The 20,537-nt window shown below is 60.1% G+C and carries 18 protein-coding genes and 1 pseudogene; 10 read left to right on the forward strand and 9 right to left on the reverse strand.

All coding sequences use genetic code 11. The features are described 5' to 3' along the window. The first annotated feature begins 92 nt into the window (after positions 1–92). Positions 93–591 (forward strand): annotated as a pseudogene (locus JWR51_RS02515) (isochorismatase family protein). Positions 592–963: 372 nt separating this feature from the next. Here JWR51_RS02515 and JWR51_RS02520 read toward each other — a convergent pair. The 3 genes from JWR51_RS02520 to JWR51_RS02530 form a co-directional block, all read right to left on the reverse strand. Beyond that, on the reverse strand, positions 964–1,092 hold the full coding sequence (locus JWR51_RS02520) for a hypothetical protein (RefSeq protein ID WP_299743252.1): 129 nt from the start codon (positions 1,090–1,092) through the stop codon (positions 964–966). Positions 1,093–1,332: 240 nt separating this feature from the next. Continuing rightward, on the reverse strand, positions 1,333–2,322 hold the full coding sequence (locus JWR51_RS02525; protein ID WP_299743254.1) for a Gfo/Idh/MocA family oxidoreductase: 990 nt from the start codon (positions 2,320–2,322) through the stop codon (positions 1,333–1,335). A gap of 338 nt (positions 2,323–2,660) precedes the next feature. Beyond that, the gene (locus JWR51_RS02530; RefSeq protein ID WP_299743257.1) at positions 2,661–3,023 is read right to left on the reverse strand and encodes a helix-turn-helix domain-containing protein; all 363 of its coding nucleotides are present in this window, start codon (positions 3,021–3,023) and stop codon (positions 2,661–2,663) included. 99 nt (positions 3,024–3,122) lie between these two features. Here JWR51_RS02530 and JWR51_RS02535 point away from each other — a divergent pair, with 99 nt between their 5' ends. Continuing rightward, complete coding sequence (locus JWR51_RS02535) at positions 3,123–3,872, forward strand: SDR family oxidoreductase (RefSeq protein ID WP_299743814.1); 750 nt, start codon at positions 3,123–3,125, stop codon at positions 3,870–3,872. Positions 3,873–4,585: 713 nt separating this feature from the next. Here the strand turns inward: JWR51_RS02535 and JWR51_RS02540 are convergent. Continuing rightward, positions 4,586–5,521, reverse strand: a complete 936-nt coding sequence (locus JWR51_RS02540; protein WP_299743258.1) for an AraC family transcriptional regulator — start codon at positions 5,519–5,521, stop codon at positions 4,586–4,588. A gap of 212 nt (positions 5,522–5,733) precedes the next feature. Here JWR51_RS02540 and JWR51_RS02545 point away from each other — a divergent pair, with 212 nt between their 5' ends. Both JWR51_RS02545 and JWR51_RS24030 read left to right on the forward strand, forming a co-directional pair. Continuing rightward, positions 5,734–6,774 (forward strand): aldo/keto reductase, encoded by a 1,041-nt coding sequence (locus JWR51_RS02545; protein WP_299743260.1) that lies wholly within the window; start codon positions 5,734–5,736, stop codon positions 6,772–6,774. A 239-nt stretch (positions 6,775–7,013) separates the two neighbouring features. Beyond that, positions 7,014–7,262: an amidohydrolase family protein gene (locus tag JWR51_RS24030; protein WP_366525539.1), complete on the forward strand. Its 249-nt coding sequence runs from the start codon at positions 7,014–7,016 to the stop codon at positions 7,260–7,262. 734 nt (positions 7,263–7,996) lie between these two features. On the opposite strand, the gene JWR51_RS02555 is transcribed toward JWR51_RS24030, so the two are convergent. After that, on the reverse strand, positions 7,997–8,722 hold the full coding sequence (locus tag JWR51_RS02555; protein WP_299743265.1) for a TetR/AcrR family transcriptional regulator C-terminal domain-containing protein: 726 nt from the start codon (positions 8,720–8,722) through the stop codon (positions 7,997–7,999). Between the two features lie 184 nt (positions 8,723–8,906). Between JWR51_RS02555 and JWR51_RS02560 the strand changes: the two genes are divergently transcribed. Both JWR51_RS02560 and JWR51_RS02565 read left to right on the forward strand, forming a co-directional pair. Then, a complete protein-coding gene (locus JWR51_RS02560) occupies positions 8,907–9,404 on the forward strand; it encodes an SRPBCC family protein (RefSeq protein WP_299743268.1) in 498 nt (165 codons plus the stop codon). Between the two features lie 242 nt (positions 9,405–9,646). After that, positions 9,647–10,156, forward strand: coding sequence for a cytochrome b (locus JWR51_RS02565; protein ID WP_299743270.1), 510 nt, complete (start codon positions 9,647–9,649; stop codon positions 10,154–10,156). A 58-nt stretch (positions 10,157–10,214) separates the two neighbouring features. Here the strand turns inward: JWR51_RS02565 and JWR51_RS02570 are convergent, their stop codons facing one another. Next, the gene (locus JWR51_RS02570) at positions 10,215–10,388 is read right to left on the reverse strand and encodes a hypothetical protein (RefSeq protein ID WP_299743272.1); all 174 of its coding nucleotides are present in this window, start codon (positions 10,386–10,388) and stop codon (positions 10,215–10,217) included. A gap of 296 nt (positions 10,389–10,684) precedes the next feature. Here JWR51_RS02570 and JWR51_RS02575 point away from each other — a divergent pair, with 296 nt between their 5' ends. Further along, the gene (locus JWR51_RS02575) at positions 10,685–11,971 is read left to right on the forward strand and encodes a CHASE3 domain-containing protein (protein WP_299743274.1); all 1,287 of its coding nucleotides are present in this window, start codon (positions 10,685–10,687) and stop codon (positions 11,969–11,971) included. 67 nt (positions 11,972–12,038) lie between these two features. Beyond that, positions 12,039–13,193 (forward strand): sugar ABC transporter substrate-binding protein, encoded by a 1,155-nt coding sequence (locus JWR51_RS02580; protein ID WP_299743276.1) that lies wholly within the window; start codon positions 12,039–12,041, stop codon positions 13,191–13,193. Positions 13,194–14,022: 829 nt separating this feature from the next. Here the strand turns inward: JWR51_RS02580 and JWR51_RS02585 are convergent. Together JWR51_RS02585 and JWR51_RS02590 are read right to left on the reverse strand one after the other, a co-directional pair. Then, complete coding sequence (locus tag JWR51_RS02585; RefSeq protein ID WP_299743278.1) at positions 14,023–14,325, reverse strand: hypothetical protein; 303 nt, start codon at positions 14,323–14,325, stop codon at positions 14,023–14,025. 331 nt (positions 14,326–14,656) lie between these two features. After that, positions 14,657–15,631, reverse strand: coding sequence for a TIGR03885 family FMN-dependent LLM class oxidoreductase (locus JWR51_RS02590; RefSeq protein ID WP_299743281.1), 975 nt, complete (start codon positions 15,629–15,631; stop codon positions 14,657–14,659). Between the two features lie 102 nt (positions 15,632–15,733). Between JWR51_RS02590 and JWR51_RS02595 the strand changes: the two genes are divergently transcribed. After that, entirely contained in the window at positions 15,734–17,515 is a 1,782-nt protein-coding gene (locus tag JWR51_RS02595) for an alpha-amylase family glycosyl hydrolase (protein ID WP_299743284.1), read from the forward strand. Between the two features lie 73 nt (positions 17,516–17,588). Here the strand turns inward: JWR51_RS02595 and JWR51_RS02600 are convergent, their stop codons facing one another. Then, positions 17,589–18,119: a DUF4142 domain-containing protein gene (locus JWR51_RS02600; protein ID WP_299743287.1), complete on the reverse strand. Its 531-nt coding sequence runs from the start codon at positions 18,117–18,119 to the stop codon at positions 17,589–17,591. A gap of 255 nt (positions 18,120–18,374) precedes the next feature. Between JWR51_RS02600 and JWR51_RS02605 the strand changes: the two genes are divergently transcribed. After that, positions 18,375–20,489, forward strand: coding sequence for a catalase (locus JWR51_RS02605; protein ID WP_299743290.1), 2,115 nt, complete (start codon positions 18,375–18,377; stop codon positions 20,487–20,489). Positions 20,490–20,537 lie beyond the last annotated feature (48 nt).

Genomic DNA, 20,537 nt, shown 5'->3' on the forward strand with positions numbered 1-20,537 from the left:
GCGGACGGTCGCCCAAAAGTGCTAGATCAGCGAGCACAGCTACAGGAGGCGGCACCTTGAAGGCATTGATAATCATCGACATGCAAATGGAGATGCAGCATCGCATTGAAGGGGGCCGGGATTGCGTGAACGCCGACCCACCAAGCCGGATTGCTACACTTGCCGAAGCTTTCCGCCAAAGGGGACTGCCAGTCATCCATATCCGGCACCGCGATGAAGACAAGGCCTCGCCGCTCAACGCGGATGCGGCGGGTTATCCAACTATGCCGTGTGCGAGGCCATTGGCGTGAACCTGTTTTCCTAAAACGAACGTCATCCGGTTTCGTCTCGACCGGTCTGGCAGGGTATTTGCGCAGCGCAGGCATCACCGACTTGCTTGTAACGGGTGCAGTGGCGGGGTTTTGCGTCAACACCACTGTTCTTAGCGGTGCTGATCTGGGTTTCAACGTGACGGTTGTTCATGATGCCGTGATCGGCTTCGATCTACCAGCCGCAGGCCGATCTGCCCGAGTCATTTTCGATGTGACGATGGCGCATTTGGAAGCAGATTTTGCAAAGGTTGTCGATACCTCCACGGTTCTGGCCGCGTAGCTCCCAGCGACAGCAAAGTCCATAACTGCCGTTAGGCATCAGCTTGATGTGACCTCTCCGCATCCCTTGTTGATCATCGCCGCCCCAAAAACTTATGGCAACTTCAGGGCGCAATCGCCCCGCCCTAATGGCCGATAAGGTGCGCGAAGCGGCCGGCGGATTCGTATAACATGCAGTATGGGCCGGCCGCGTTGACTTGCGCGAACGACCGTTAGCTCCGGCCGATCGACGGTTCAGCGACCACATTGCCTCCACCGGCGCTATAGCGAAACCACCATCTCCCAGGTCCAATCGGCTCGATTCCGGGCATGCAACATCCAGAACGCGTCACCGATGTTGGCGGCCGGGGAAGAGTTTGGTTCCACCCCCCGACTAACCAGTGCCGGTGGCGATGTGGACGCCGCTGTCCGCAAGCGACGCAAATAATGTCTTGGCAATCGAGCGCAAGGCCACTTTGCCGACCGACAGCGTCATCATTGCAGCCATCGGCGTCAGCGCCACGCCGCCGCCGGTCAGCAGGATTGTTCCGAAGGTTGAATATGGCCTCAGCGGGACCGGAAAGGCGGCGTGGCCGTTCTCCCGACACTATAGGATTGGGCGACGTCCATCATGGTTCGCCCGTGGCGGAGCAGCGAGCGCACCAGCTCTCCGGCGGCCGGCGGTCACGCACCTTTCCACCATATCGGCTGACACATTCTGGTCGACACCGGCTGGGATCGACGGCGCGGCACAGTCGCCGGCTCAGTCCGTCGCGAGGGTGACGACTTGGCCGCATTGCGCCGACTGCCGGGCCGCCTCGAGGATTCTCACCACCGTGACATTGTTGGCCATGCCGGCAACATCATATGGCTCGAGCGTGATGTCACCGCGAACGACGGCCGCAAAATGTGCGAACGGATCGTTGAGCGGCGCCGGCAGCGGCGGCAGCGTCTCATTATGTTCTTCGGCCTTATCGCCCATGCGGGCCCGGATATCGCGGCCATTCATGGCCACGAGATAGCCACGCTCGGCATAGATCTCGATGTCCTTGCGGCTCACCGGCCAGTTCCACGATGCCTGGATTACGCACTCGGCATCGGCGTAGGACACCAGAATCGTCGCATCATCTTCGACCCTCGGATAGATGTCCGGCTTGAATTGGTGGATGACCGCAGTGACCCGCAGCGGTTGCGCATCGCCCATTATCCGGGTCATCAGATTGGCGCCGTAGCACCCGAAATCGGGTAATGCGCCGCCACCCGATTGCGCCGGATCGGTAAGCCAGGAGAGAAATTCGGGACTGCAGCCGATTTCGACGGGGCCCGGATGACCATCGTGGAAAACAACCTTGCGTATCTTGCCAAAGACGGCCACGTCGCTGGTGCGTGCAATCGCTTCATGGGTGCTGGCGTACCAGGTGGTCTCGTAATTGGTGAGCAGGTGGATGCCATGCTGGTGTGCCAGCGCTGCCATCCGCTCGGCATCGGCCACACTGATCGCCATTGGCTTCTCGACCATGACGTGGATGCCGCGCGGCGCACAACACTCAACCACGCGAAGATGATCCCGGATCGATCCGAAGGCGGCAACCGCCTCGGGCTTGACGGTATCCAGCATCTCATCGAGATCGCTGAACAGGAGCGAGGGATCGAGGTTGTGCTTTTCGCCGTAGGCCCGGCGCAGATCGGTCTGAGCCTCCTCCACACCAACCAGCTGCATGCCGGCGAATGTGGATCGGGGAACGATGCCCATGAGTGACGCCGGCAATGGCGAGGCGGAAGGTCGAGTGGTCCTGTGTCGTCGGCAAAAAAGTGCTCCCTGCGGGATCTATGTTTTGCCTCAGGTTTAGCGGGTGTCGCCTTTGGTGCCTATCCAAATGTTGTCAGTCAGCGCTGGAGCAGACGCTCCGAAGCGAACCGATTATGGAAACGGAACCCGGCAAACCCTGGAAGGGCGTCTCGAGACAAAAGAGGGGCTTGGGTGGCCCGCTCGACCCCAGAACAGCTCCTTGTGGCTTCTGCACGCTCACGAACGCGTCGGTCGTCATCCATGACGTCACGGCCTCGGTTCGGATGATCTGAGAAAAACAATCAGGCAGCATCCTGGTCTGAGATTTTCCTGCGGGACATGAGCGTCTCGACTTCGCACATGTGCTCAGTGCCCCAGACACAAAGCGGGGCCAAGGCCTTGGCCAGCGTTATGCCGAACGCCGTCAGGGAGTATTCGACCTTTGGCGGAATCTCTTTGAAGTCGAGCCGGTCGATGACTCCGTCGGCGTGCAGTTCCTTGAGCTGCTGGATGAGCATCTTGTCACTAACGCTTCCAACAGCGCGCCTCAATTCGCCATAGCGGCGGGTGCCGTGCGCGAGGTGAAACAGTATCAAGAGCTTCCATTTCCCTCCGATCACAGCCAGGGCGGCATCCAGGCCGCAAGTAAAAGCGATGGCCGCCATTTTGTGGGGCTCCTGTTGGCACTTACCAAAAGGTGCATACTGGTGGAATGAAAAGCAAGCCCCTATCTCCTCGACTGTCACTAAACTCAGGAGGCTCACATCGGCAGGCTCGAAGGCAAGATCGCACTTATCACAGGCGCCAACAGCGGCATAGGCTTGGCCAGCGCAAGGCGTTTCGTCGCCGAAGGCGCCCAGGTCGTCATCACCGGCCGGCGGCAACAGGAGTTGGATGAGGCCGTCGAAATTATTGGCGGTGACGTCCTGGCCATCCAGGGCGATATCTCCAATCTGAGCGATCTGGATCGCCTTTTCGACACCGTGAAGGCCACCCACGGCCGCATCGACGTGCTCTTCGCCAATGCCGGGCTGGGCGCGCTTGCGCCCCTGGGTACGATTTCAGAAGAAAGCTTCGACAAGGTCTTCGACGTCAACGTCAAAGGCACGCTGTTCACAGTGCAGAAGTTCCTCCCGCTGATGAAGGCCGGCGGTTCGATCATCCTCACCGGTTCGACCACCGGCACCAAGGGATCAGCCGCATTCAGCGTCTATAGCGCCTCCAAGGCGGCAGTTCGGAATTTCGCGCGCAGTTGGGCGGTTGACCTCAAGGGCACCGGCATCCGTGTCAACGTCCTCGTTCCCGGACCGACGGTCACGCCTGGCCTGATGAACAGTCTCGGAAAAACCGGGATGAAGGACGCATTGGTGGACGGCATGATCGCCGACACGGCGCTGGGACGCATGGGCGACCCCTCCGAGACAGCGGCGGTCGCGCTGTTTCTGGCCTCGGACGACAGCAGCTTCATGACGGGAAGCGAAGTGTTCGTGGACGGAGGACAGGCGCAGATCTGATCCGAAGGCCCGCTCAACGCCGCCCACGACCGCATTCAGGACGAGATGATCAACTTTGCCTCGAACCTGATCAAAGCCGACACCGCGATTAAAGGGCCCGGATCATTCCAGGCCCCGCTCGCGGGTCACGCCGTTAAACACACTGGCTCGTGTAAACACAATGGCTCGTGCGAAGGAGCGAGAGCGTGGGCACGCCGGCGTTGCCGTGAGCACACCCACGGGTTGGCTCTTCAACGCCGGAGACGCCTACCTGCATCGCGGTGAACTCGATCTCGGCAAGAGGCACATGCCGCCGGGTCTCGCAATCTATGGGGCAATCATGGCGACGGACCCGAAGTCAGGAGCAGCCAATCTCGACCGGCTGCGATCGCCAAAACGGGGCACGGCAGTGAAATCCAAATCTCTGCAGCCATGACACAGTCGAGCTGCAGAGCCTCCAAGACCTAAGCAAGTGAGGACATCATGACGATCAAAGTTCGCCGCAGTGGACGTGTGGTGTGGAAGGGCGGCCCCGGCGATGGCCTCGGCGCCGTGACCACGCAGAGCGGTGCCATTCGCGACCATCCGTATGGCTTTCACAGCCGCTTTGGCGTTTCTACACCCAAGAGCCGACATTCGGCTTCCCGCCCCAAAACGGACCGCCGGCAACCGACCCCATTAGGACATTGAGATCGGCTTGATCTTTTCCCTTGAGCTGACATTCAGGGGAGCACCTAGACTACAAGCGAGTTCCTTCTTCCTGTTGCTCGAAGTACGGCAGTGTGGCGAAATGGCGGAGCGCCGAACAGGCGCCGATATTCCCTTATGAATTGGGTTGAACTCTCGTAACCGACAAGCAATGCGGTCGATCCCACGTCCGTGTCCTCTTCGAGCATCAGCCGGCGCGCTTCGTGCAATCGAAGGTGCTTTTGGTATTGAACTGGGCTCATACCGGTAAAATCGTGAAAGTGTCGATGCAGCGTCGATATTCCCATCCCAGCCATTGATGCCAGTTGGTCGATGCTGAGCCGCTCCGCAAAGTGCTCACGCAACCAGGCCGCGGCTTTGGCTACCCGGTTCCCCTGTGAGCCCAAGAGGACGATTTGCTTCAGCCGGTTTCCGCTGGGGCCGGACAAAAGGCGGTACAGGATCTCGCGGTGGATCAGGCTGCTCAGGAACGAGATGTCCCCGGACGCATTAATGAGGCGCACCAAACGCGTCACCGCATCGAGGAACGCCCGGTCTATCATGGCGAAGGACATTGATGCCGGAGACTGTGCGGTCTGAGGCGGTCGAATATCGATCTCAGCCATCACCTGCCGTGCAAGGTTGAGGTCGAGATCAATACGCAGAGCGACATAGGGATTGTCAGGACTTGCCTCCTCGATAGTGACGATTGTCGGAAGCCCGATCTCGTTCAGGAGATATTGGTCCGGTTCATGCACATGGACGGTCTCGCCAAGGATTAGTTTCCGCGATCCTCGGACACAGATGCAGACCGATGCCTCCGCCATATGCGACGTTGGCGGGACCGCTTCAGCAATCCACCCGACGGTTAAGCCGGGCACAGACGTTTGCGAGCCTCGATTGGCCGCGAAATGGTCGGCAATAAGGGTCTCCAACTCGCAGCGAAGGTCTGCATCCGAATAGGTAGAAACGTCTTTGATCATGTGCAGATCAATGTTTCATACGCCGAAGAATGGCACCAGCCGTTTCTCATAGAAAGAGAGGATTGGGCAGTAAATTGCATCGATCAGGCTACCGCCGAACACTGCGCTCCCACTAGACAAAGCTCAGATCGCATCGACCTGCCACGGACCTCGATACCCGATCAGACGGTTCACCCTGGCGGCCAGCGGCAATGCAAACCTGGAGAATTGGGATGAAGTATAACCGGCTTGGCACGACCGGCCTTTTCGTTTCCGAGCTTGGATTCGGAGCTATGACTTTTGGCGAGAACCCAGGACAGCCTTCGCTTGGAGCACTTGATCAGGCTGAAGCCGGCAAGCTCATTTCGACGGCTCTTGAGGCGGGCGTCAATCTCTTTGACACCGCCGACGCCTATGCCCAGGGTGAATCGGAACGCATTCTAGGCGAAGCGTTGCGCAGCTTTGGGGCGCCCCGGGAAAGCTATCTTATTGCGACCAAGGCGTTTGGACCCATGGGAGCGGGAACCAATGATGCCGGCGCCTCGCGCGGCCATTTGATGGATGCCGTGAAGAACAGCCTAAAGCGCCTGGGCACCGATCACATTGATCTCTACCAGATTCACGGCTTCGATGCCGCAACGCCGATGGACGAGACGCTTCGAGCGCTCGATGACCTGGTTCGGCAGGGCCACGTTCGTTATGTCGGCGTTTCCAACTGGGCGGCGTGGCAGGTCGCCATGGCGCTTGGCATTTCGGACCGCCTTGGGATTAGCCGCCTCAGTTCGGTTCAGGCTTACTATTCCATCGCTGGTCGCGACCTCGAACGAGAGATTGCACCATTGCTTCTTGACCAGGGTCTTGGGCTGCTGGTGTGGAGTCCCCTTGCCGGCGGCTTCCTGAGCGGCAAGAAGCGGAGGGGGAGCGATGCGCCGGAAGGCAGTCGCTGGGCAGCCAATGCATTTCCACCGCTCGATCAGGAGCGGACCTATGACGCGCTCGACATCATGCAGCCGATTGCAAGTGCCCATGGCGCTTCAATCGCGCAGGTTGCGTTGGCCTGGCTATTGCACCAGAAGGTCGTTTCATCGGTCTTGATCGGTGCCAAGCGCATGGATCAGCTGGTCGACAATCTGGGCGCGGCAAACATCGCGCTTGCGACGGACGAACTCGCCGCAATCGCCAACGTCAGCAAGCTGCCAGCGGAATATCCAGGTTGGATGATCGATATGTGGGGCCAGGCGCGTAGTATCCAGCTGGCAGCGTCCAATCGCTGAATCCCCAACCTTCAGACGGATTTTGTCGCTGCCATCGTGGATACACCGTGGCGGCGGCAATCGCCCAGAGTGCCGCGATCTTACCGCAGTCGGTTGATCGTTCCGCTAGGGCCGCAGAGATGGGCCCCGCATTGCTACAGGGCTTTTAGCTGCGGCGGCAGCCACAATGGCGCGATCGATGCCGCCGATGCTGTCATGCGGCCTTCAGGCTGTCTTCGCCCGCCGCCAGCGACTTCCTCTTGATCTGGAATCTGGTCTCGGCAAATCCGGCCCGGGTCGCCGGTCTCAATGATCGCGGATCGTTCGATACCGGCTGCAGGGCGGACCTGATCCTCGTCGATGACGCCGATCCGGCGCATCCGCAAGTGGTGGCCACCATGGTTGGAGGAAAACTTGTCTATTCCTCCGGACGTCTCCGGCGTAAACCCGCTCTCGGCAAATTGGTCGTTTCCATTAAAAACGGGGACCACAAAGATAGAACGAAATAAGAACATATCGCAAGTCAAAGCGGGTTGATCCAACTCATGGCTCGTGAGGTCCGCCGGGCATCGATCGGAACTGGCCGTGCCCACCGAATACTCGCATCCGCGATTCAGTGGACGCGCTGAATGCTCATTTGCAAGATACGCTCCGTCCGGGCGATGTCGGCTGGCGGCACACTCAGGTAGATTGTCGGCTGGAGCTTTCCAGCCAAGTCAGATCTTTGGAAGGCCGCCGAGTCGGGCATCGACCTGCAGATGTTGATGTTGCAGTAGGGGGTCGCTGGTGCTGCGAGGAAACCCATAGCTTGGGGGCTCTGGTGGGCTTCCTCGCAGCCACGCCGGTTCTGCCCGAGCGATTGGGCTGGATCATGGTTCGATAGTGGCAACAAAAAGCCCGCGGGTGAGGGCGGGCTAGGGGCCTTGGAGGTGGTGGTGGCTACTGCCCCCTGTCCGGCAACGGCCCGAATGATCGCCTCGACGTTTCAGGCCGCTATGGCGATGACATCCATGTAGACCACCGACACCCAGGGGGCCGTGCGTCGAGGCCCGACGTCGCCGGCCTATTGGTATTTGGTGGACGACGATCGGCGCCATGCTCCTATCGCGGATCAGCGAAGAAGGCTGCAATCGCCCAGCTCGTGGCGTTCGACAGCACGGTGTCAGGCTACTCAAAAATCCAGTACACTACGAGGCCTGCTGATGATTCAAGCGGCGCAAACGGGCTGCGGCTCGAGGATCGCTCACTTCGGATCCCGGGTGGCAATGACAGATGCAATCCCATCGAGAATCCGTTCCAGGCCAAATTCGAAGATCTCTTGACCCCAGAACTCTTCGTCCCGCTCCGCATTCGCAGCGGTACCGACCCTGACTATGAGCGGGAACCGTCTGGGGTCGTACACCCGTTCCAGAACGGGCATGGCCTCAAGCCACCATTCGGAGTCGTCGAGGCCGCTTTCTTCCCGCTCCTTGAGCAACTGCGAGTCTATTCGGCTTGAATGGATGACATGGGTGCGCACTAGGGCGAGCGACTGATCCATCTCGAAGTCGGTCAGGCCGATCTTGTCGACGACCCGTAGTTCCAGCTCGTGCTTACGGGCTTCGTAGGGCCCCATCGGCGAGCGAACCGGCATCAACTCGTGCAGCCATGGGTGCGCGTTATGAAGCGCCAGGTTGGCCCGTGCGACGTCGCGCATCCCGGCGCGCCAATCCATTGGGTTCGGCTCGCTTCCGTCTGGGTAGAGGCCCCTGTAGGCCTTGTCGACCATGAGGGCGATCAGTGTCTGCTTGCTCGGCACGACTGTGTACATCGCCATCGCTCGTACGCCAAGACGTGACGCGATGTTGCGGACGGACAGCGCCGCAACGCCGTCCTGCTGGGCGAGAGAAATCCCGGCGTCCACGAAGTCGTTGATGGACATTCCGGTGCGGCCGATGGCGCGCGAATGGGAAGCCCACAGCAGGCTCATGGTTTCCGCGAGCGCGCGCGGCCGCTCTTTCCCGCTTCCAGTCATGATGCCTCGAAAAGTGTGCCGCTGGTCATCATAACGCAATTCCCGGTTGACGCCAGAAGTAGCACGATACACTGTATCATACCATGCATCGAATCGTACCGAAACACGTGTCGATTAATCCGACCAGGGGACCTTTGAGATGGCCGAGACAGATCCGGCGTGGGACGAGATCCACGAAAAATACTCTCGGAAGGGGCTGATTGATCATAACGCGCCGGTGCAGGCCGACGGAGAAATTGACATCGCCGCGCCGCCCGAAAGGGTCTGGGCCGCGCTGACCCACGTGGCTGGATGGCACCACATTCGCGCCGACATTTCCGATGTGACCATGCACGGCTCCGTAGCGACGAATTCGCCGTTCACCTGGTCGACGCAAGGTCTCGGCCTCTCGTCCAGGTTCGGCCTGGTCTCCCCCGTTAGCGAAGTGGCCTGGAGCACGTCGACACGGGGATTGGTCATGTCGGCTCACTACGAGTTGGAACGGCGCGGCGACGGAAACACGCTGCTCAAAGGCCATGAAGCGTTTACAGCGCCGATGTTTCCACAACTCGGCAACGATGAACTGAGGGCCAATATTCGCAGCTGGTTGGAAGGCGTGAAGGCTGTCGCCGAGCGAGCCGGGCCCAGTCACACCTAACGTCGCAACGACGTTGACCATTCCATCGCGGAGGGGCCGCAGCGGCACCAGACTGCCGAGCACCTTCATGCCATCATTGCCGGCGCGACGTTTACAATGGCCGCGACCGACGGCTTGCGCGCGCCGCGATGGTGGAACGCGGATCGTTCCGCATCCGCTAGAATTCGCCTGTCGTTCAGCCTGGTGTCAGGAAGGTGCGCTAGAGTCCAGCATTCGCAATCCGCGCAAGATTTGGGTCATCCATGCAAAATCGACAGCTCGCAGGTTACTCTGGCCTTCAGATCGGCCTCCATTGGCTCATCGCCGCATTGGTGTTTTTTCAACTCGTGTTCGGCGAGAGCATGACCACCGTCGTCGACGCAAACGCGGAAGGCACCGCAGCGTCACCGGCCGACATTGCATTCAGCACTGCACACTACTGGTTTGGTCTGTCTATTCTGGCCCTTGTCGCAATGCGGCTCGCCTTGCGACTGGTGCAGGGCGTGCCGCCCAAAACCAATGAAACCTCGACCTGGATGTCACTTGCGGCAAAGCTCGTGCATTGGTTGTTCTACGGCTTGCTGATTGCCGTCCCGGTTGTCGGCCTGTTGGCCCTTTATGTTGCGCCAGACCTTGGCGACATTCATGCCCTCGCCAAGCCGGCCTTCATCATCCTGATTTCGCTCCATGTCATCGCTGCACTCTTTCACCAGTTGGTCCTCAAAGACGGAACCCTCAAAAGGATGTTTGTATCGTCGGGACGAACTCGCTGACCCTCCGAAGGATTGTTGATCGTAATCCTTGAACGGATCAGCCGAATCCGCGATTCCCTCAGCGCTGCCCACGCCCGTCCCATTTCTCCGGCCACCACTTGATGATGTCGGACAGATACTGGTCGAACGGATCGCCTTTGTCCTCATCGACGCCAGGTGCCACCTCCGAATGGAGACTTGAGAGTAGCCAGCCGGCACGCTCAGGCTTCGAAGCTTCTGCGAACACTTTCAACAGGTTATCGTCGCTGCAGCGATGGAGCACGGCCTTGTTTGCCGTCACCAGCAGGGAAACGCCTCCATTTCGATTCGCATAATATGCGGTCCGGAACAGCGGCTTGGCTGCTGGAGGTCAAGCTGGCGGGCTTCCAGAGGCTCGCGAAATCAAGCACCGTGCCGAGATCCCGGAGGATGTTCTATTCAGCCGTGGCGCGACAGCATGGAATAGGGCAAAAAGTGCTGATGCCCACTTCTACCCGACAGCTTATCCGGTCAACTTCTGCGTTCCTGCTTGTCGGGTTCGTTGCTCTTATGGCCATCGTGGGCACGAACTTCTGGCTGGGGGAGCGGGCACAAGCCTATTTCGCCGACGCGATGGCCGCACGCGATACGCGCGTTGCTGCCGTGGAACTGCGCAATGCGATGCAGACGGCCGAATCCAGCCAGCGTGGCTTCATCATTACCGGCAATGAAATCTACCTTGCGCCATACCAGTCCGCCAAAGCGCAGGAACAAAGATACCTGCTGGCGCTGCAATCGCTGCTGCTCCCCTATCCCAACGCGGACGCGACGCTCAGCCGCCTATCGGAAATCCTCGCGACAAAATTCGACGAATTCGATCGCACCATTGCCCTCAAGCGGGACGGGCGCGACGACGACGTCATCGCCATCATCCTGACGAACAGCGGCAAAGCGCTGACCGACGAAGCCAACGTGTTCTTCGCCGGCATCATCGGGATGGCCGACAGTCGGTTGACGGCCGGCGTCGCCGAGCAGAGCGCCAATGCAGCGTGGCTTCGCCTCGTGTCTGGAATAGGCGCGCTGGTCATCGTCGCAGTGGTCGGCGGGGCGGCCTATGGCATCACCCGATATACGCGAGAACTGCGCGCGACGGGCAACGAGGTCACCACGCTCAACAACGAGCTCGAGCGGCGCGTCTCGACCAGAACGGCTGACCTGGCGATCGAGCGGGACCGGGCCGGGGTTTTGCTGGCAGAGGTCAACCACCGCGTCGCCAATAGCCTGTCGCTGGTGTCGTCCCTGATCACGCTGCAATCGCGGGCGGTCGCGGACCAGGTTGCCAAGGACGCGCTGGCGGAAACGCAGGAGCGCATCTTCGCCATCTCGCTGGTACACAAGCGGCTCTATGGTTCTGCCGATGTGCGGTCCGTGCAGCTGGATGAATACCTGACGGGGTTGCTGGAGCACCTGAGCACCTCGCTGCGCGGCCAGGGGCATGGCGTGTCTTTGTCTTTTGCCATCGAGCCGATCGACCTCGATACCGACGCGAGCATCAGCCTGGGCGTGATCATCACCGAACTGGTGACCAACGCGTTCAAATACGCCTATCCCGATGGGGTCGGTGAGGTTCGGGTGCGTCTCGGCAAAGCCGGCGAACAGATTGAGCTGACCGTCGAAGACGACGGTGTCGGCCGGGCCGAGGGGGCGCCAGCCAAGGGGACTGGTGTCGGGACCCGCATCGTTAAGGCGATGTGCATGAGCCTGTCTGCAACAATCGAATACCGCGGCCGCCAGCCAGGCACGGCCGCCTATCTGAGCTTCACGCCGAAATCGACTCCGTCCGCTGTCGTAGAGTAGACCGGTACACCGGATATGTGAAAAGGTCCTCCAAAAGAGACGCCTATCGGCGCGGCGGTGAGGACGAATGTCATTGTATCGAAGTGTTCGCTGGCGACTTGCGGTGCCTTTAACCCTCGTGCTTGCAACGATGATCGGCGCCAGTGTCGCAATTGCCCAGGAAGGGCCGCCCGGCATCACGCAACGCATGGTTTTTCCGACTTTCAATCCTTCCGCGCCAATGTGCACGGCGCCGCAGGGCGTTTCCCGGGTGCTGGCCTACGTGCAGGAGAATGAGCGCGATTTCCTGCAGGGCATCGGTTACGGGCTAGAAATGGCAGCGAAAGACCGTGGCCTTGAGTACCGCCACAGCATTACCGACAACGATGTCACCAAGGCGCTGCAGCAGATAGCGGCGTTTCACGAGGCGAAGGTCGGTGGTCTCGTCGCCACATCCTCGGATCCGACAGCGATCAGCAAAAGCCTGCAGCAGGCCATTTGGGCAGGCACCTTCGTCGGTACCGTCGTCCCGCCGCCAGCGACCTTGCTGCTCAACGCACCGCAATATGCGACCGGTAAGGCGCTTACGGATGCCGCCATCTCCCACATCAATGCCCATCTCGGCGGCAAGGCCAATGTGGTTCTGCTGACGCAGGACAGCATGGAATATCTGACGCCGCGGTTCGAAGCGATGCGCGACGGCTTCAATGCCATGCCAGGGGTGACGATCGTCGCCGATATCGCGCCAAGTCCCGTGAGCAAGGAGGGCGGGTTCGCGACGATGAATACGATCCTTTTGGCCAATCCGAATATCGACGTCGTCTTGGGCGGCGACGCCGTCGTGCTGGGCGCGCTCGACGCCCTTCGGGCTGCTGGCAGAGACCGTCCCGACCAGTTTTTGGGTGGCATCGACGGCGACGGCGAAGGGGTGGCCGAAATCATCAGGGGTGACAGCCCCTACAAGGCCAGCATCGCCCTATCCTCGCCGGTGTTTGGTTACGCGATGGGCCAATTTGTTGCCGACTGGCTGGACGGCAAAAGCGTGCCCCAGGCAATGGACATCCTTCCAGTCGCGTTGACGGCAGACAATATCGCTCAATATCAGGCCGACCTGGTCGATCCGGCAGCCGTCTTTGCCGATTCCGCCCGGCGCGGTGCCTACCTCAGGATGTACGGCAATATCTGCTTTGACACGCGCTACCAGTACGTCAACTTTCCATGGTCGTCGGAACTCAAAGATTGACGGGTCGCCCCGGCACCTTCGTCGGTTCGCGCTGCATTTTTGACCCCTGACCGCAGCATACCATCAGGAGCCTGCGGACCGGTTCCCAATATTAATGGTCCGACAGCGCGCAATCGTAGCTGCGAAAGCCTGCGTACTACGAGGCTACACAGCCCATGTCGCGGTCGCCCGATTGCATGGTGGAAATGTTACTGTCTTCCGAGCGAGCGGAAGAATAGACCAAGGACAAATTGGACCATCGTTTTCTTCGTCGGAATTGCCGTCCCAAGGAAACCAGCTCGCACGCGGCTGCTGAGGCGGAGCGCAGTGGGGATCGGGCCTGGCCCGATTCCGATTGGATTCAACGCGACTACGCTGATGACATTTCGCCGGGCGGTGAAGGGCAGCTTTATTCCTGCCGCCCCTGCGAACCAAGATCGACGACATCGGCAGCTACGATGTTGTCTTCGTTGGCTCGCCGCTGTGGAACGTCCGCCTAACCGTCAGGAGCTTTGTCGCCGGCCAAGACCTCGCCGACCAGCACGTAACGCCTTTCGACGTAAATCGTCTGCCGACTCCGGCGGGTGCGCGAGGATATCGCGGGTGCTTGACGGGCTCGTGGTTCTCGGCGAGGACGCCGGCAGTGCGGGACAGGCAGTCGCGGAGTGGCTGGCGGCGGTGAAAACCAACAGGAAACATCGCCATGAAACCGCGGCGCCTGGGCAATGCTCGCCTCGAAGGCCGAGTTCGTGGTCTCAGAGGTAAGGGAGTGGGCGCCGCTTATCGCGCGATGGACTACGTTCACCGCGCCGACTTTGATTGCGGTAGTACCTGCACCGCCAAGGTCTGACTAGCCGTCGGCCCGCGTTTTCGGGCAGTCCATCGTTGGCGGGTCAACCACGACACTCAAATGAATCCGTGGGGCCGGTCGGCGCCAGTGGGTGGCCATTCGCTTGCGCCAGGCCCGGGTCTGGAGATTCCCGACCAACAGTCGATGCACGGCATCGGCCGAGGTGTCGTCGCCGACTGGCAGGCGAAAAACTCGGCCCTCGATGCTCGCATGTAGCACGCCGTGCTCCACGAAATAACTCGCCTTCAGCGTCCTGGTGCTGTCCGAGACTTCCAGGTCTCGGACGATATTTTCCTCGTCCATTTGGGCCTCCCGTCCAAAAGAATGCGCTTTCCAAAACGTGGAGTCCAGAGCGCGCGGTTCAAGGCAAACTCTCGCCTTCGGCGACGTTATCGGCCGCAGCGCCATGACGCCATCGGAGTCCCAAGGCCTGCCCGCAACAAGGGGATTTGTAATCCGCCATGGGCCAGCACCGATGAGGTCTCGTGAGTAAACCCCTCAGCCCAAATTCGTGAGATGGCAGCGTGGAGCCACCTGAGAAATGTGGACGTAAGAATTAGCTACGCCTATTCGACGAGACCAACACCGGTCGAGACGCTCACTTCAGATATTGGCCGCGGCGGCTGATCCACGTCTAGCAGCCTTGACCCCCGCTGCCGGTCAATATGCAGGAGCGCCCAATTTCCTCGATGAACGCCTCCTGCTCCTGTCCCACCATGTGCAGATGAACCGCAGTCGCGCCGACGGCGGCGATCTCATCGATCTCATCGGCAATGCGGGTGGTGCTGTCGGTGATAAGGATGGCATGTCCGAGCGCTTCCTTGGTGACGGCCTTCGAGGCGCTGTCAAAATCGGCAGGGCGCCGCAGGTCCCATGCGACCTCACCTCCAATTGCCGCCGAAGGCCATTGGCTGACAGCGTTTTCCTCAGCGGCCATCAGCGTCGGGGCCCAGCTAACCGCCATCTGCACATGCACCGGCTTGCCGTCTCCGCCACCTTCGCGAAACGCTTCGATCAATGGCCGGACGCCTTCCGCGCGGCTTCCCGCCAACAGCAAGCCGTCCGCCCAGTTGCCCGCCAATGCAGCCGTCTTGGCGGTCACTGCTGCGCCGTAGAGCGGCACAGGTGTAGCGGGCCTGGTATAGAGTTTGGCTTCAACGACTGTGATCCGGCCGCGATGGGTTACCGTCTCGCCCGCAAACAGGCGGCGCATCACGTTCACGCATTCGAGAAGCCGGGCATTGCGCTCGGCCTTCTCAGGCCAATACTCACCGGTGATTGCCTCGTTGATGGCTTCACCGCTGCCCAACGCCAGCCACAACCGTCCCTGATACATTTCGCCGATTGTCGCCGCCGCTTGTGCCAGCACAGCCGGGTGGTAGCGGTAGCCGGGCGCCGAAATGATCCCCATGGGGAAGCGAGTCGCCTCCATAGCCGCGCCCAGCCATGACCAGGCGAAACCCGATTGGCCTTGCCGCTCGCTCCAGGGATGAAAGTGATCAGAGGACTTGGCAGCATGAAAGCCGGCCGCCTCCGCGCGCTTGACCAACGCAAGCAGGCGGCTCGGGGCAAACTGTTCGTGCGAGGCGTGGTAGCCGATCTGGACCATGGCCCCATAACGCTGTTGAGGCGCATTGGAGTTCCGACAAACCAGCGGAACTCCGAAAACTTGCCGGCGTTGAGGCGCGTGTTCCCTTTACAGGACTGTATTATGGCTCAGGACCGCGTCGCGACCGATCTTGCATACCGCTTTGGACCCCAGATCGAGGGTGCGCAGACGCGGTTTCGACTATGGGCCCCCGGGGCCGCGACAGCCAAACTCGTGATCCAAGGTCAAGCGGCTGTTGCCATGAGCAAGAGATCAGATGGCTTCTTCGAAGTCTTGGCGGAATGCGGACCTGGCACACGGTACAAATTTCGGGTGGGTGATCTCGAGTTCCCGGATCTCGCTTCGCGCCAACAAGACGGCGATACGACCGGCTGGAGCGTCGTTCGAGAGCAGTTGGTTCCGCCTCCGACCTTCTCGCGGCCTTGGCATGAGATGGTATTCTGTGAGGTGCATATCGGTACGGCCACGCCTGAGGGAACATTCGCCGCACTCAGCGAACACCTGGAACATTTTCGTGACGCCGGCTACACCTGCCTTGAGATCATGCCCGTCAATGAATGCCCCGGTTCTCGCAATTGGGGTTACGACGGAACTCTCGTCTTCGCGCCGGAATCTTCTTACGGCACACCGGAAGAATTGCGCGATCTGGTCGCTCGCGCCCATGAGCTCGGGCTGACCATGATCCTGGATGTGGTCTACAATCACTTTGGCAGCGTCGACAATTACGCCCCCCAGTATGTCCCTGAGTGGTTCGACGAAAAGATCGAGACGCCTTGGGGACCAGGCATCGACTTCAATCAGGAACTGGTGCGTCACTTCTACTACGAAAATGCCATGATGTGGCTGGTCGAGTACGGCTTCGACGGGCTGCGCTTCGATGCCGTCCATGAAATCAAGAGCGACGCCAAAGACAAATTTCTCGGGGAGCTCGCGGCGACCGCCCGGGCCGTCAAGCCGGGGGTAAAACTGATCCTTGAGAATATGAATAACTCGACGCAATGGCTGGAGCGTAACGATCACAATGAGCCTATGACCTACTGGGCTCAGTGGAATGAGGACATGCATCACGTCCTCGCTTACATCGTCACCGGCGAGGGCAAAAAGACCGGCTACGACGAACACAGCAAAGATCCCGTCGCGGATCTTGAAAAAGCTCTCGCCGATGGCTTCGTTCACGACCACGACGAGGGTCCGGAAAGCGATGGACGCATGCGTGGCGGCCCTGCGAGCCGGCTACCGCCCGATTCCTTCATTACCTATGTGGAAAACCACGACCAGATCGGCAATCGCGCGGACGGCAAGCGCCTGTCCGCCCGGCTCGAGCCTAACAGGCTCGACTTTGTGCATTTCGTCAAATTCATTGCCCCGCAAATTCCGCTCTGCTTCATGGGCGATGAAGCCAGCCTGGCGTCCCCTTTCCCATTTTTCGTGGATATGAGCCAAGAGGAAGGCGAGAAAGCCAACAAGCGGCGCTACAAGGAAATGCGCGAGATGTTCATGGAGGCGGTCGAGGACGGGGATCTGCCGCATCCGAACGACCCTCGCACATTCGAGATGGCCAAGTTGCCATGGGAGGCGTTCGGCGAGGATCAGCACCGCGCCTCGCTTCGCCGGTTTCGCGAGCTCGCCTCGTTCCGTCGCGACAAGGTTTGGCCGCTGTCCGCAACGCCCTGTACCGACGCCACAAGCGCCCGGCACGGACAAGGGCTGATCGTCAACTGGATGTTCCAGGCAGGTACGCTAACCCTGGCACTCAATCCCACGGCCGCCCCCCTGGACATGCCTTGCCTCATCCAGGGTGCGCCTGTTTCCACCGGAGATTTTCACCAGCATGGGGAGGTCCTTCGGCTCGGCGCTTGGTCTGCAATCGCGTGGCGGAACTGATCGGCACCGGGTCTCCACTACCAACCAAAAAAGGCCCCCAAAAGGAGCTCCTAGAAATCGCGAACGAGCGCAGTTATTTTCCCGCAAGAGCGTGAATATGCTCCTGGTGCATCTTCAGCGTCGGCAGAGTGTTCGAAGCGAAGTCCTTGAGCGCTCCAGCGGGCCCACCAGCTGCATAGCCCTCAAAGAGTGCTACGGCCTCGTCGTGCGCCTTAACCTGGGCCTCGATATAGGCCGCATCGAACTGGTCGTCCTTGACGTCCTCAAGCGCATCGAGCTGGGTCTGGTGGGGTTCGTCTAGCCCGGTAGATGGCGTCACCTTCTCCGCAGTGACCGCAGTCAACATATCCTGCGCCGCCTTGGAGTGGTCGGTGGTCATTTGTTCGGCAAATGCGAGCACATCGGCATTTTGCGTGTGGTCCTGGGCCAGGGCGCTGGACTTGAGCTCGAACATGTTGCCGATCGCCGCCTTGGTCGCGAACTCAGCTGGGTCCGAAACGCTCATCGTTGCGGCCGGCGCCGCGGGTGCGGGGGCGGCATTTTGTGCAAAGGCGGGCGTAGCGAATAGCACGACGGTGCTGAGTAAAAGGGCTTTTAGGGGCATTGTTTGTCTCCAAGTGCATGCCGAATGGCTGGACTGCAACAATGGTCGATCTACAGGTGCGTTCCGTCACTTTATTGCACATGTGCTGGGGACTGGACCGGCGTGTGGCAGGTCGGGGAATGTCAGCATGCTGTGGGCCTTGAATGCTGGAGCGGGAGAAAGCGACGTTACAAGTCGCGGCCCATTTTGACCCGCGGGAACATTTCGGCCGGTGAACCTTTATGGCTGAGCAGCACTGTCCTCCTGGAGAAGATCATGACCCGACGTCCGAAATCCACTGGTTTTGAAGAGGCAACATACGGCGATCAAGCGGTGAACCGGGCCGCGGGTGGGGAGACACATCAGACTGCCGAGGAAGGCTACGATGTCCTCACCACGCAACAGGGGACGCCGGTCGGGGACGACCAGAATACGCTTCGTCAGGGTGCACGCGGCCCGGCCCTCATCGAAGACTCTCATTTTCGCGAGAAGATCTTCCATTTCGACCATGAGCGCATCCCGGAGCGGGTGGTGCACGCCCGCGGCTATGGCGCCCATGGGTTTTTCGAAACCTACAAGCCGCTGACCAAGCTGACTCGGGCCGACATCTTCCAACGCGAGGGCGAGCAGACGCCGGTGTTCGTGCGGTTTTCGACGGTGGCCGGCAGCAAGGGCTCGTTCGATCTGGCGCGCGACGTGCGCGGCTTTGCCGTCAAATTCTACACCCAGGAGGGCAACTGGGATCTGGTTGGCAATAATATCCCCGTGTTCTTCATCCAGGATGCCATCAAGTTTCCCGACGTGATCCACTCGGTCAAACCCGAGCCGGATAAGGAATTTCCGCAGGCGCAGAGTGCCCATGACAATTTCTGGGATTTCATCTCGCTGACCCCAGAATCCATGCACATGATCATGTGGGTAATGTCGGATCGCGCCATCCCGCGCTCATTCCGCTTCATGCAGGGGTTCGGCGTTCACACCTTCCGCCTGGTCAATGCCAAGGGCGAGTCCAATTTCGTCAAATTCCACTGGAAGCCCAAGCTGGGGCTGCAGTCGGTGCTGTGGAACGAGGCGGTGAAGATCAACGGCGCCGATCCTGATTTCCATCGGCGCGACCTGTGGAACGCCATTCAGAGTGGCGCCTTTCCCGAATGGGAGCTCTGCCTGCAGGTGTTCGACCAGGATTTCGCCGATAGCTTCGATTTCGACGTTCTCGATCCGACCAAGCTTATCCCCGAAGAAATCCTGCCGGCCGAACCAGTGGGCCGGCTGGTGCTCAACCGCATGCCGGCGAACTTCTTCGCTGAGACCGAGCAAGTCGCGTTCATGACGCAAAATGTGGTGCCGGGGATCGAATTCTCCAATGATCCTCTGCTACAGGGCCGCAATTTTTCCTATCTCGATACCCAGCTGAAGCGTCTGGGCTCGCCGAACTTCGCCCAGTTGCCGATCAACGCGCCCAAGTGTCCGTTCCATCATTTCCAGCAGGATGGACACATGGCGTTCCAAAACCCCAAGGGCCGCGCTAATTACGAGCCCAATTCCTGGGGTCCGGAAATCGGCGGACCGCGGGAATCAGCGGAGCAAGGCTTCCAGACCTTTCCCCAGGAACCCGAGGGGCCGAAGGTGCGGCTGCGCCCGGAAAGCTTTGCCGATCATTATAGCCAGGCCCGACAGTTCTACATCAGCCAGACCTTGATCGAGCAGCGCCATATCGCCGATGCGCTGGTGTTCGAACTCAGCAAATGCGAATTCTCTCCTATTCGCGAACGCATGGTCGGCCACCTGCTCAATATCGACCCCGACCTCGCTCAGACCGTTGCCGATGGTTTGGGGCTGACCGCATTGCCTGCGGCGGCTTCTGCCGCTGTGACCCCGCGAACTGACCTGCCTCCCTCCGATATGCTCAGCATCCTGAAAAATCCGCCGCCGTCGCTCGAGGGCCGCAAGATCGGTGTGTTGGTGACCGAAGGCGCCGATATAGAGCTGCTCAAAGCCCTGCAGGATGCCATTGTCGCTGAGGGTGCCGTCATCGAAATCATAGCACCGACAATTGGCGGCGTGACGCTGAGCGATGGAACGTTGCAACCTGCTCATCATAAGATCGATGGTGCTCCCTCGGTGCTGTTCGATGCCGTCGCGTTGCTGATCACAGACAAGGGCGTGCTGTCGCTGATGAAGCTCCCGCCTGCCCGCGACTTTGTCAGCGATGCCTATGCGCACTACAAATTTCTGGGCTTCACCGAACCGGCGACCAAACTCTTCGAAAAGATCGGGTTGCCCGAAGATCTTGACGATGGCTTTATTGCCCTAAACCAGCCAGGTGACGCCAGCGGCTTCATCGCGACGTGTCGAGCCCTTCGGTTCTGGGATCGACCAGACGGCGCATAGCGGCAAATGGAGGGCGGCTTCGGCCGCCCTCTCACTTCAACGACCGTA

Origin of the sequence: Devosia sp. (assembly GCF_028290625.1) — a bacterium.
Classification (GTDB): domain Bacteria; phylum Pseudomonadota; class Alphaproteobacteria; order Rhizobiales; family Devosiaceae; genus Devosia.